Annotated in this window: 8 protein-coding genes; all 8 read right to left on the reverse strand. The window is 53.8% G+C overall.

Annotation, left to right across the window (positions count from 1 at the left end; genetic code table 11):
* Positions 1–4: 4 nt before the first annotated feature.
* The 8 genes from LQ229_RS01905 to LQ229_RS01940 all read right to left on the reverse strand — a co-directional run bounded on the left by LQ229_RS01905 (position 5) and on the right by LQ229_RS01940 (position 13,801).
* The gene (locus LQ229_RS01905) at positions 5–967 is read right to left on the reverse strand and encodes an ABC transporter permease (RefSeq protein ID WP_230190790.1); all 963 of its coding nucleotides are present in this window, start codon (positions 965–967) and stop codon (positions 5–7) included.
* 66 nt (positions 968–1,033) lie between these two features.
* Complete coding sequence (locus tag LQ229_RS01910) at positions 1,034–2,827, reverse strand: ABC transporter substrate-binding protein (RefSeq protein WP_216540381.1); 1,794 nt, start codon at positions 2,825–2,827, stop codon at positions 1,034–1,036.
* 862 nt (positions 2,828–3,689) lie between these two features.
* Entirely contained in the window at positions 3,690–4,565 is an 876-nt protein-coding gene (locus tag LQ229_RS01915; protein ID WP_230190791.1) for a hypothetical protein, read from the reverse strand.
* Positions 4,562–7,300 (reverse strand): cellobiose phosphorylase, encoded by a 2,739-nt coding sequence (locus LQ229_RS01920; RefSeq protein WP_230190792.1) that lies wholly within the window; start codon positions 7,298–7,300, stop codon positions 4,562–4,564. Before LQ229_RS01920 ends, LQ229_RS01915 begins: the two co-directional genes overlap by 4 nt.
* A gap of 37 nt (positions 7,301–7,337) precedes the next feature.
* Entirely contained in the window at positions 7,338–10,559 is a 3,222-nt protein-coding gene (locus tag LQ229_RS01925) for a cellobiose phosphorylase (protein WP_230190793.1), read from the reverse strand.
* 32 nt (positions 10,560–10,591) lie between these two features.
* Positions 10,592–11,428, reverse strand: coding sequence for a carbohydrate ABC transporter permease (locus tag LQ229_RS01930; RefSeq protein ID WP_230190794.1), 837 nt, complete (start codon positions 11,426–11,428; stop codon positions 10,592–10,594).
* Entirely contained in the window at positions 11,428–12,318 is an 891-nt protein-coding gene (locus tag LQ229_RS01935; RefSeq protein WP_216540382.1) for a sugar ABC transporter permease, read from the reverse strand. Before LQ229_RS01935 ends, LQ229_RS01930 begins: the two co-directional genes overlap by 1 nt.
* A 106-nt stretch (positions 12,319–12,424) precedes the next feature.
* On the reverse strand, positions 12,425–13,801 hold the full coding sequence (locus LQ229_RS01940; protein WP_216540359.1) for an extracellular solute-binding protein: 1,377 nt from the start codon (positions 13,799–13,801) through the stop codon (positions 12,425–12,427).
* Between the last annotated feature and the right edge of the window lie 75 nt (positions 13,802–13,876).

Raw genomic sequence — 13,876 nt, forward strand, 5'->3', positions numbered from 1 at the left:
CCTCCTACTTTAAGCGAATTCTTGGATCTGCAACGCCGTAGAGCACGTCGGACAGCAGATTCCCGATCAGCGTCAACACGGCCAGAAAGATCGTGAAGCCTAACATAAACGGATAGTCGCGCACCGTGATCGATTCCAGATATACTTGGCCGACCCCCGGCCAAACGAATACTTTCTCCAAAATAATGGCGCCGCCGAACAAAGTGGGAAGCTCGAAGCCGAACAGGGTAATCGCGGGCAGCAACGCGTTGCGCAACGCATGCTTGAAAATAACGGTACGTTCCTTCAAACCTTTGGCGCGGGCGGTTCGAATATAATCCTGGCGAATCACTTCCAGCATCGCTGTGCGGAAATAGCGGGTCAGACTGCCTGTGCTGAGCATGGTCAGCACGAGCGCCGGCAGGAACATATGGTGGGCGACGTCTTTGATATACGCCCAGCCTGTCGCGTTCAGCCCGGCCGTCGTCATGCCGCCGACGGGGAATAACCCGAGATGCAGGCTTAATCCGTAAATGAGCAGCAGACCGATAAAGAACGACGGCAAGGACATGCATAGAAAGATAAGTAAAGTGACCAGTTTGTCAAATAGCGAGTATTGGAATTTCGCCGAGAAAACGCCGGCGAATATCGCGATGAGCCAACTAAATATCAGACTAACGAAAGCGATTACAAAGGAGTTCCAGACATAATTGTTTATGACTTTGCCGACCGGCTGCTTATGCTGCAGCGAGTCCCCCATATTTCCTTTGAGCATGTTGCCGGCCCAAGTGAAGTACCTTTCTACTACCGGTTTATCGAGGCCGTATATTTGCCTTAACTGTTCCATCTTCTCGTAAGTCATATTGGGAGTGACTTTGGCGGTAATGTAATCGCCCGGAACCATCGCGGAAATCGCAAAGACAATAATGGATATGCCGATCAGCGTCGGGATCATCTGTAGCAGCCTGCGGATCATATACTGCTTCATAGCATTTCCTCCTAGGCTTATAGTGGAATGCTCAGCCCATACGGGCTGAGCATACGATTCATGCTGTTATTGCACAATTTCCGCTTGATACAGGCTGAAAGTAAAGTGTTTGTACGGAGTAATATCCAATCCTGTAACTCTTGCGTTAATTCCCCACATATCTCTTCTTTGGTACATGAAAATAACCGGAAGGTCCCTGTTAAGTTCTTGAAACACTTGTTTATAGATCTCTTTCCGCCCTTCGAGATCCAGCGTTTTCTTGCCTTTCAACATCAGTTCGTCGACCGTTTTATTGGAATAGCCGATGTTATTCTGGGCGCCGTTCGTAATATAAACGGTACTGTCCGGATCCGGCGTCAATCCCCAAGCCGCGAAGAACATTTCGAAATCGCCCGTTTTCCGCTTTTCGCTGATGGCGTTGAAATCGAGCGTCTCGGCATTAAAGTCGATACCGAGTTCCTTATAGTTTTTCGTCATGATCGGAAGCAGCGCCTCGACAACCGAGCTATCCGCAGTCGCGGAGAAGTTGATTTTAAACTTCTGTCCGTCTTTCTCGCGAATGCCGTCCGAACCTTCTACCCATCCCGCTTCGTCCAGAAGCTTCTTCGCTTTATCGATGTCGAATTCGTAAGGTTCGATGCCTTCGTTCGTATAAGCCCATCCTACGTTGGACTCCGGAATGTTAATGACGTTGGCGTATTTACCGAATGCACCTTCCACCACTTCCTTGCGGTTCAAACCGATCGTTAACGCCTGGCGCACTTTGACATCCTGGTATTTCGGATCGTTATGATTGAACGCAACATAGCCGTATCCGTTCGTCGGGAATATATTGACGTCCAGAAAACCGAGCCCTGTCAGTTCCTCGACATTGTCTTCGTTAACGGTTACTTCGTCCACGTCAATCTCGCCGGATTGCAGCATGGCAATTCTCGTATCGTCGGTCGTCGCTTTTAAGATCACATTTTTAATTTTCGGCGCGCCTTTGAAATAATTCGGGTTTGCTTCCAGTACGACTTCTTGGCCCGGGGTATATTTCGTAACGATATATTGGCCGCTGCCGATCGGTTTATCGTTCAATGCTTTCACCGAATCAAGCTGTCCCAATTTATAGCCTTTGCCATAGTAAGCCTCCGGCAGGAACTCGACGGTGCCGAGCTCGTTTTTCGTCTGGGCGTTTACTTCCAACACTTCGACTTCCACGGTGTTGTCGTCGATAATTTTGACCCCGGATATATCCGGCGATTTGCCGTCATGGTATTCCTGGCCGCCTTTGATTTTGAGCGATAGAATGTCCGATTCTCCGTCATAGGTCGGATCGTGCAGCACTTTCAACGCGAACAGATAATCTTTCACCGTCACCGGCGTGCCGTCGCTGTACTTTATGCCCGGCTTCAAGTGAAACGTATATTTCAGGCCGTCGTCGGACACATCGATTTTATCGGCTAGATGCTCCGCATATGTACCGTCGCTTTGAACGACCAGGAAGCTGTCGAATACGACTTCAACGACATATTTATCATAAACCGTTGACCAGAATAGAGGGCTGAATATCCCTTTCGGCGCCGTCGTGCCAATGATCAGCGTGTCTTTGCGGCCCAGAGCCAAGGCGGGATTAAGCGACTTGTCGGTTGCCGGGAAATACCCGGAGTTGGCATCGTCTTGCGATGTTCCCGGTTCCGTCTTTTCCGGTTCTGTCTTGTCCGGCTCCGCTTGATCGGACCCCTTGTCGGTCGACTCCGCCGCCGGCGGCGGGTCCTTAGGCGGTTCCGCAGCTTTGTCTCCTGTGCATGCCGATAAAAGTAAAACCGCAATCATCATAATCAACATCAAACCAGACCATTTTTTTCCCAAAACGATTCCCCTCACTTTGAATAATATTAAGGCAAAGCCTCTACGGTGAAGAAGCTTTGTATCCTTATTTCCAACACTTTCATAAACCACCCCCGGAAGAAGATGATCGGTATGGCAGCGTCAAAGATGAATGGATGCCTTAAGCGGTAAAATAAACCTAAGGTCAATTGAGAAAAAGACTATCCGAGTCATTCGGGTTGAGGCGTCTGGTTGCGGACTCTTATAAATAAAAATAGAGGCTTATCTTTTTGCCCTTTATAATACATAATCTCATTTCCGGCATTGTATAACATTTTTGTGAGAAAATTTCCCATCTGAATCTAGGTTAATGATCGCCGCCTCATTTGTTTGTTGTTTGGGCGGTTACGCTCGTCGTCTCTTTTTTCCCCTTCTGTCGAAATCCCCTTCACTCAGGGGCAGAAGTTAGTGAGAAAAAGAACCGGTTGTCTGAACGAAGGGGATTTCGACAGAGGAAATGAATGAGCAGCATTTCGATAAAAAAATGAGGAGAAGCGACATACGAAAAGAGGCTATGGCGGTTGCCAAGCCAGACATGGAGATGCCTCGAAGGCGATTCGCGCGGCGCTCTTGTTTAGGGCTAAACGAAACTGGCCATCCTTATGGGGCTCAAAATGAAGACGTTCCCATCCTAACGAAAGTACGTGTCGTTATTCATTGGAAATCCGCCGTTGTACCGCCTTTTTCCCCTCATTAGCGTGTTTTCGTTTCGTTACGCCGGCAACAAGGTGATTTACGGGCTAATAGCGTGTATATGTTTCGTCCGCCCGGCGCCCGGCGGGTCGTCAGCCCCGAACATTTTCGACAAAAAAAACCGCTGGAGCAAATTACTCCAGCAGTTATGATTCGATCACCCGAAAAATTCGTACGTTCGCGTCCATGTCATCGATTCGCCCGGCCGAAGGTCGATTTCGACGAACACTTCCGGCGATACGACATGGGGCGCGCCCCATAGCGCAATCATCGAGGCGGGCCGCGTTACCTTCTCCCGCATCCCCGCCCCGCTCGGGAGATGCATGGCTTCCCAAGAAACCGCCTCCCCGCTGCCGAATCCCTCCAAACGGCAATAAAATTCCCGCTCCGGCGCATGCCGCCAGCGGATGTCGCGGCCGCCGAACTCGAGCACGCGCGGCGTATAATCCGGTTCCATCTGAGCCGCCGCAACAGGGAAGGAAAAGGTCAAGCGGTAATCGGGACCGATCGGATGCCCGTCAATCCCGATAAAATTATGGGTATATTCATGCGTTCTTATCGGCCGCGATCCAACGTTTTCAAGCAGGTAGCGGATGCTCAGTCCCGAGCCTTGAAGCGTTACGGTCTTGGCCAGTTTCGCGGCATACCCGCGGCAATCCGCCGGATGAACGACGAACTCGGCGGATCGCCGATCGGTTCGCACTTCAACCTCAAAAGGCGTCGCCTTATAATCGGCGCGAAAATCGTATTCCGCTTCGTCCCGGCGCTCGAGCAAGCCGACCCCGAGTTTGGGGAACCGTTCCCCGACGCGCGTCTCTTCGTACCCGATCCCCTGGAAGATGCCGAATTCGTTGCAAAGGCCGGCGCCGCCCCCCCGCACATGAGAGGAAGGATGCTCGCGCACGCAGAAGGTATGGCCGCCTTCGATCAATCGCACTTGCGTCACGAAGGCCGTCCGGTCGAAGCGAGCGCCCCGGCATTCCCCCGGTTCGGCTATGTCTACGCAAAGCCTGTCGCTAACTAATTCGATCATGAGAGCATGACCTCGATCGTATGCGTTCCTTCATCCGGCAAGCCCGATATCAGCCCGCGATCGATCACGCATGACGGGCCGCCGGTTTCCGCCGGAAACCGCGCATTCGAGTGCGATACCGAACCGATCCGGTACTCGCCGTAATCCAGCCCGCGCGGATTGCGGTAAACGATGCGCAGCTTCTTCCCCGCAAACAGAGTATCGATCGCGGCTTCGCCGTTCTTGTCGAATTGCTCCCGCACCAGCTTCGGTTCCAGCGTCAAATCGCCAAGCGCCCCTTTCACGCCGTACACTTCCGTGACGGCCGTCAGCAGCAACCAACTCGCCGAGCCCGTTAAATAGTGGTACATTCCCCGGCCTTTCTCGTTGATATATTCGGGAATGCCCGGATAGATGCGGCTCCGTTCGAAATCGGCGCTGAGGCGATAGATCGAGTCAAGCACGGCGTAGCCTTCCCGCACGAAGCCGCGTTTGTACAGCGCGTTCGCGTACATGACCGTCATATGGCTGAACATGGCTCCGTTCTCTTTATGGCCGAACGCGAAGCCGAAGGCGCGGCCCAGATTTTGCTGAATGCCGCCGAAGCGGGTATTCAGGCGGTAGCCGATCTCCGGGTCTTTCAAGTACCGGTCGACGGAGGCGGTCACCTTCCGAACCTGCTCCGCGCTCGCCGTTCCGCCCATCACGGCGAACACCTGGCCCGTCAGCGTCATGCGGACGCCGTTCCCGCGATCGCCTTCCACACGCGCGCCGTCATTGTCGTAATAACCGTTGAACCATTCATAGCCTTCGCCGCTGCGGATCCATTCGTTTCTGCGAATATGCTCCTTCAGCCAGTTCGCTTTTTGCTCCAAATCTTCCGCCACCCGCCCGATGTCAAAAGCGGTTTTGCGGCCTTTGACCTTGCCGGGACAGGCGTCATAATACCGTTCCAGCAATTCGCGCTTGGCGGAAACGGACCCGTAATCGGCCGAACCGGAAATCGTATCGAGCAGCATGCCGATTTCTTCCGCCAGTTCGACCTGCATAACGTCCATTCGTTCCTTCATCTTCCGCAGCAGCTTGGCCAGCTCGCTCAAATTGCTTGCATACAACGCCGTAAAGGCCACGCTCTCGCCCTTATCTGGCGCCAGATCCAGGCCGTCGTTCCAATCGGCCCCTTCCAACTTCATATTGTTATGCTCGCCGACATGGAAGAACGGCACGACGTTCTGCACCAGCAAATGTTCCAGAATGGTGCCGCGATAGACGGCTCCGTCTTCCGTTCGCAGCTTGTTCTCTCCGTCCGCGCCCAAAGCCGGGTCCTTCTCCTTGCAGCGCCGCACATAAATATCCTGGAAAAAGGATTGCTCCTGCAGCAAAAATTCGAGATCGCCGCTTTGATGCAAATAGAACAAGGTCGTCACAAGCGGCCAGGCGCCGTGATCCATCCAGACGCGCGGAATATTGTTGCGGTCCGCGACGAATTCGCCGGGGTTCGCCCCGATAATGGTCGCATTGCTGCCGTCGATGCGAACGCCGGCGAAATTGTTGAACAATAAATGCCGCACTTCCGCCGGTTCCATGATTAATAGAGCCAGGCAATCCTGCCACAAATCGCGCCAGCCGCGTCCGCCCCGGCCGTAATCGTGATGCGGGAGGAACGAGCAGCCGTATAATCTTCTCAAGATCGGTTGCAGCGTCACCCATTTCATCCATAGATCATGCTGCCGATCCCCCGAATGGAATGAAACCGCGCCCACTTTCCGCTGCCAATGCCGTTTCGTCTGTGCCAGCAGTTCGTCGAATCGGCTTGCGGACAAATATTCGCAGGCCAGCCGTTCCGTTTCGATCCGGCCGTCGGCGATAACCATCGCGATCGTATACCGCTTCGACTCTCCCGGCTGCAGTTCCGCGGCAGCGAACCGGATCGCCCCGACCGCTTCGTAGCCTTCGCGCTCGCTTCCCGCCCGTTCCTGCGGCGGCGCGTTCGTCACGACCGCTTCCGGCCAGTCCAAAGCGCCGCCTTCGCCGATATATTCTTCCAGCACCGGGAAAAATCCGGACGGCGCGTTCCCTTCGCCTTCGGCGCCGAATACGCCGTATGCGGTGCGATTGGCGCGATGCCCCCGCTCGTCGAACGATAACGTCGGCTGCACCTCGATGCCGTGCTTCGAGACGTAAATCCGATGAAGCAGCGACGTGACATGGCGATGATCGCGCAGATCGTCCGCCGACCGCCCGTAAACCGGGACGGCCGCCGTCGGCGTTATCGTTGCCGCTCGATCGCCGATGTTCGTAATCGTTACCTGCATCAATTCCGCCTGCTCCGCTTCCGCGGGAACGAAACTGACGATTTCCGCTTTCAGCCCAAACGAGCGGTTTTCGCGGACGACTTTATGCCACAGGAACCCGGCTTCCATAACCGAAGCCTCTTCCTCGCCGCCAAACCGGGAAGCCGTTTGCTTCGCCGAATTACCGGCCGCGGACCAGGCGCCTTTTCCTTCCATGTACACCCAGAAATTGCGCGAGGCTCTCGAATTATGCAAATCTTCCACGGAAACGGGCGGCATGAAGAACGTATTATGGCCCGATTTGATATCGCCGTGCAGCACAGGCGTAATCGCCGACAGCATGCCCGCTTCGTTCGCGAGCGGGAAATATAAATAACTGGTCTCCTCGGGTCTTTCTAACGTAAAATCTCCGGACTCCCCAATAAATTTCCAACCTTTATTTTTCGCTTTCTCTCGTTGCATTTCATGTCCCTTCCTCTCTCCCGCCGAAATTCCCCGTTTATTGCATAAATGCTTCGATCCGGCGAACCCGTTTCTCCCGTACCAGCAGAGCGATCGGTTCGTCGATGTCGCCGCAGTCAATACGCTCGATTTCGCCCGAAGGCATCGTAATTTCCAAGCGCTCGATCGCAGCGCCGTCCGCGCCGAACGTGTCGAGACGCCGCGGATTATGATAGACGACGTCGCAGCAGCCGAGGAATGTCGCCCGCACCGTATCGTCGTCAGCGAACAGCCATGCCGGAAGCGCCGGTTCGAGCCGCAGCCGCAGCCTGCCGTCTTCTACGCGAAACGGCCGCTCGCCCCACATCATCGTATTCCACATCGATAAAAATTCCGCCGTCGAGCCGCTCAATCGGGCGACGAAGCCCGTACCGTGCAGCTTCGGATCGGGATTCGCGCTGCTGGCAATAAAAGAGCTGTTCTCGAGCGGATTGCGTCCGTACGTCTCCGCGTCCAGAAACGGAGGCATCGCATTCTTCATCTCCTCGAAGAACGCCTCATATAAGCCGCCCTTGAGCAATTCCAGCAAATATTTATATTCCATATGCATAAAGACGGATTCGTTCTCGAGCCATCCCGGGGTGAATGCGCGCGCCCGCCCGATTTCATGCGGCTCATTCGCCAGGGAGGCGTTCACTTTATACATCTTTAATTTGCGGTCGTAAAGCTCGGTTTCCTTGATATTCCGATACAGGGCAAGCCGCTCTTCTTGCGAATCGATCATTTTCATCGCCCGCATCGGTCCTTCGAGGAAATACGGCATGTCGACGCGCCGGAATCCGGTCGCGCGCACGTACGGCTGCCCTTTGGCGTTCGCCGCCGCTTCGCCGTTCCCGCCCGGAATCGGTTCGAAGCCCGTCGCTTCGTAATAGAAGTAAGTCGGATAGACGCCGCCCCCGATTCGCAACGCTTTCCCGATCCCATGCTTCACCTTGTTCAGGCATTTGCGCAATGCCGCCTCGGCCTCGCGCTTGGACAGCCGCGCCATCGTTCCTTCGAAGCCGAATCTCACCCGCTCGCGGTACCGCTCGCGCGCCGCCGCGGCCCGATCCCAAAATTCGAAGTCGCGGCCCTCTTCCGGCGCAGAAGCGAATCGTTCCGCCAGGCTCGCCGCCTCCGCCAGCAAGTCGGCCGTCTCGACAGGCAAATCGATCGTCTCCGGCCCGACCCGCTCGGCGTCCAACAGGAAAGCGAGCAGCCGGTGCAATTCGCATAGCTCGCTAAACCCGGAAGCGAACAATCCCGGCAAGCCGTTCAGCGAATCGTTCCAGCCCGGTTTGCCCGCCTCCATCTCGATGCCGACGCCTTCCGGATCTTGCGTGACGAATTTGATCAGAGCGAGCGAGAGCAATTTCTCATATAAATAAGTACGATAGATTTCTCCTTGGCCATGGCGCGTCCGCATCCATTGCGGCATACGGTCCCGTTCCCGGATCATGCGTTCCTTCTCTTCATCCCGCCGGACCGCTCCGAACTGCCTTACTTTCCCATCGGCCAGTACGGTCTTCCGTTCCCGGGACAGCACGACGGCCGGGCTGTCGTAATACGTATAATCCCGGCGGCGGAACAGCAAATCTTCCAAGCGGTCCGGATAGACGGCCAAATAGTTCTCGACCAGATCCAAATTATACGTCCAATGATCGATCCAATAGCCTTCGCCGTAATCCGCTTCGAAAGACTGTTCCGATACGCTAAGCGCGCGCGACAGAAATTCGTCCGCCGATACGGACAACGAAATAGCGCTGTCTTCGAGAAAAGCGAGCAGTTTGCCGGGCGTATAAGGCTTGCGCATAAATTCGCCAAGCGCCGCCCGATGCTGCGGATCGGCGAAATTCGCCAGCGCCGCCGCGTCTTTCGCGCGGAAGCTGCATCCCTTGATGACGAGCGGATTGTATCCGTCCGTCTGCATGAAACTCATAAACATGCGAATGTTGAAATCCCCGATCTCGGGATGAAACAGCACGTCGCTGCGCCGATTCTGGTTCATATCGCGGAAATTGCCGTTACCTTGCGAATAGTAGCTGGAATCGAGCGAGAAGAAATTGTAATCCCGTTCCAAATCGCCATGCTTGCGCGAATAAAGATGATAAACGAACGGTTCTCCGCCGTTCTCCAGCATGATCGGCTGTCCGCCCCGCAAGATGTTGTCGAGCGCGTTCTGCTTGCAATACGCATCGAATGCCGGCATGGACGTGCGGGTGGCGACCGCCTCCGTCAATTGCTCGGCGAGCGCCCGCGCCTCCTCCCGCTTCGCTTCGACATAAGCGAAGCGGGCCAAATCGCCGATGCGCCCGTTCAATATGCCGATATCGCTCACATGCCCGATCATCGTGCACATATCGATGCGCCCGCCGGGTTCGAGACGGCGTTCGACGCCGGAGAAGCCGCACGGCACCTGATTCGCCGTCGTTTGCTCCGCGGCGAACAGCTCCTCGAGCGGCCGCTGGGCGAATGCGTCCGGAACGTCCAGCGAACTGTTGTACCCGAACACCAAACCGGGATCGACGATCGGCGCGAGCAGCCGTTCCTTCCCCGCTTCGCCGGCGAAGCTCGCATAGAAATGACCGCCGGCGATTTCCGATACCTCTACGGAATCGGCGGTGCTTGCCCGCAATCGGTAGAAGGGAATGCCGCGGTCCATATTGTATACATCCATCCAGCTCTTCAACGTATTGCCGATTTCCTTGTACTCGCTGTTCCTGATGCCGTACGGCAAAATCGCCGGCAATCCGTCAAGCAATTCCACCTGTTTGGCCGTCGGGCCGAGATTGCGAATGCCGACCCGGCGCACCAATGCCGCGAACGACTCGTTCGGCAGCGTGTAATATGCGACATGAACGGCGATGCCCAGCCCCCGGTGTACCGATTCGAGTTCCAGCATATTGGGGGATATCATCATTTTCTCGGTCACATCCTGCTCGCGGGACGAACGGTAAGCGAACGGTTCGAACAGCTCGCCGTTCGCCTTAATAAACGTGCGGAACCCGTTCGTCGGCACGAACCGGTAAGATTTATCCGCAGGATAAAATTCCATAACAGCCCCGTCCTTATCCTGCACGCCGAAACTGGCGATGCCCTGGCCCCGGTTCACATAATACGCCCACATCGGCTTGCCGCGAATTCCGGCGATCCCGGGCAAGAACGACGCGAACGGCTTCGTCCGGTTGTAATCTCTAATAACGAATCGGCCCCGTTCGTCGAATTCGTATCGTTTTTCCATTCCTTGTACGGCCTCCTGTCCCAGTCTGTCGATTAACTTTTCACCGCGCCGGCCAAAGCGCCGTCCACGATATATTTTTGAATGAACGAATACAGCACAATCAGCGGAACGGCTACAATCGTAATCCCGCATGCCAGAAGCGGCCAATTGTTGCCGTATTGCCCTCTGAACTCCTTAAGGCCCGCGGTAATCGGCCAATTGTCCGGACTCGACAAATACATGACCGGCCCGACGAAATCGTTCCAGGTGCCGATCGCTGTCAAAATGACGCCGGTGGCGATAATCGGCTTCATGAGCGGAAGCACCATCTGGAAAATATATCTTGTATAAGAACAGCCGTCCACGCCTGCCGCTTCGTCCAGTTCCCGGCTGATCGATTTGATGTATCCGACGAACATCATAAAGACGACGCCGGTTCCCGTCGTCTTAAGCAGCGTATAGCCCAGCTTGGTGTCGTATCCGATAAACGGAATACGATCCTTCATAAACAGCATGAACTTGAACTGCGCAACGAGCGGATTCGGCAAAAATTGCGACATAATAAAAAACAGGTAGATGAAACCGGCCCATTTGACGTACCCTCTCGCCACCGGAAACGCGGCGAAGACGGAAACGATAATGGTCAGCACCGTAGACACGCCGGTATACAGCAGGCTATTCCCGAAATACCGCGAAAAATTGCCCTCGCTCCACGCATCCGTGTAATTGGACCATTGAATGCTTTGAACAAGGCCTAACGGGTTGCGCAAATATTCGTCAAACGATTTGAAGGACACGTTGAAAACGAACAGCAGCGGCACGACGTATATAATAAGAAACAATAAAATGACCGCATAGGAAACGACTTTGGAGGATGTCGATTGCCGCATCAGTATTCCACCTCTCTTTTGCGCATCAATTTCACGGCTACGATGACGAAGGCGAGAATGAACAGAAACTGCACGACCGACAATGCCGAAGGGAGCCCCATCTCCAAACTGCCGCGGAACGTTTCCTTATAGACGTCGTAAGCCATCGTTCTGGTGTTGAATTTCCCGTCCGTCGTCGCGAGAATAATATCGAACGTTTGCATCGCCCCAATAATCGACAGCAAAATATTGACCGTAAACGACGGCGCGATGAGCGGGAACGTAATATTTTTGAACGATTGCCAGCGGCTGGTACCGTCAATATATCCCGCTTCGTATAAATCCTTCGGCACCGATTGCAGTCCTGCCAGGAAAATAAGCATGGAATACCCCATGTACATCCAGATTTGCACGAAAATAATATAGTTGAACGCATTGCTGAAGCTGCCGAAGAACGTGTCGGAATACCCGAACAGTTGATAGATTTGCTGTACCGGCCCGCTGATCGGATCGAACATTAACGTCCAGATGAGCGAAACGACGGCGACCCCGAGCACGACGGGCAGGAAAAAGACGGAGCGGTAAAATCGGTCGCCCTTCAGCTTCTGATTAATAATAACGGCCATAAGCAGCCCGAGCCCGTTCTGTACGACCGTAACCGTAAACGTAAAATAAAGCGTTCTGCCGACCGAAGCCCATCGCTCATGCGAATTGCCGGAAAAAAACAGCTTCTGGTAATTTTCCAGTCCGACAAACCGAAAGCCTTTGCCCGGCACGTTCGTCATATCGGTAAAGGAGTAGACCACCGACATGAACGACGGACCCGCATAAAACAGCAAATACAACGCCAAAGGAATAAATAGCAGCAAGTATGGCACGAACCGGGACAATCCTTTGCCAAACGGATACATCATCGACACCTTCCTAACATTCGATCAAAATTCGGTTTGAAGCAAGTCGGGGCCTGAAATGTTGATCTCAGACCCCGACGATTAACCGTTGCAAGCGATACTCTCTTTATTTCGGCGCTGCGGCTTCCCATTCTTTTTGCTGAACGTCTGCCAATTCCTGAGCGGTTTTAAATTCGCCGCCCGGCGCCAAATATTCCGTATGAACCCCTTCGGCTGCAAGATGCTCGCCTACATTTTCCCGATTGATCATCAAAATTTCATAAGCCAGTTGGAAGCCGTCCATGTAAGGCATGACTTCGTTATCGAAAAATTCGCTATCCGTTTTGATGTTCGGCTGCGTCGGCAAGAAACCGGCCGCTTTCACGAATTGTTGGTAAATTTCCGGTTGGGAGAAAAATTCAAGCCACTTCAGGGCGCCTTCCTTGTTTTTGCCCTTTTCCGTTACGTACCATGTCATATCGTATTTGCCGACCAAGGAATTGTTTTTCGCCGGATCTTCCGTACCAGGCAGCGGGAAATATCCGAATTTCAAGTCGGGATTCGCCGTTTGCACGGTCGGAGCTTCCCAGGAGCCGTTCGGCATCATGGCAACTTTGCCCGTTGCGAAATAGGAAGGCAGCGTGCCGTAGTCGATTCCCATAAATCCGTCGATCGTGTAATTGTCTTGAATGGTCTTCATTTTTTCGAGCACTTCTACAGCATCGGGATCATTGTATTTCGCCGTCCCTTTCCATACGCCCTCGATAAATTTCATTTGATCGCCGCCCCCGAGAATTTGGGCTTGCAGGCTGAATGCCGGAAGCTTGAGCGGCCATACGTCTTTGCCCGCCATCGCGATCGGCGTCACGCCGTTGTTCTTCAACGTTTCGCACAATTCAATAAACTCGGACCAGGTCGTCGGCACTTTCAAATTATGTTTTTCGAAAATTTCCTTATTGTAGAACAATCCCGACATGACTACTTTGCCGGTTGGAATGGCATATACTTTGCCGTTATAAGTACCCGCTTGCTCGATATCGCTCGCTTCGTAATTTTTCACGAACGGCTGGTCCGACAGGTCGGCGATGAGACCCGAATCGATCCATTGCTGCCAATCCGGCACTTTCGCGCCAGGCGTCCACTCTTTCGGGGACAATCTCATGCCCGACAAGTCAGGGAAAATATCGACGTCGCCCGCCGTAATTCTTGCCCGCTGCGCTTGTTTGTATTCGTCGTCCGGTCCCGTCGTCGTATACTCTATCGTATATTCGGGATATTTCTCTTCAAACTGGCGATTAATATCTTTAATCACTTCATTAATATTCCCTTGCTTCCAATGCAGCATTTTGATTACTTTTTTCTCGCCGGAAGGTTTGCCTTCCGATGACGTTTCCCCTGCAGTTCCGTTGCCGTTTGCAGAAGGAGATTCCGTTTTGCCGCCGCATGCCGCAAGCGTAACCATAAGCGCGAGCACCAGCGTTAATGCAGACCATTTTTTCAACAAAACCATTACCCCCAATTCCTAAATATAAGTTCTCAACCCTGTTTTCGAAACAAGCGAAAATCCGACTTAACGGCA

It is taken from the genome of Paenibacillus sp. CECT 9249 (assembly GCF_918697855.1).
Classification (GTDB): Bacteria; Bacillota; Bacilli; order Paenibacillales; family Paenibacillaceae; genus MSJ-34.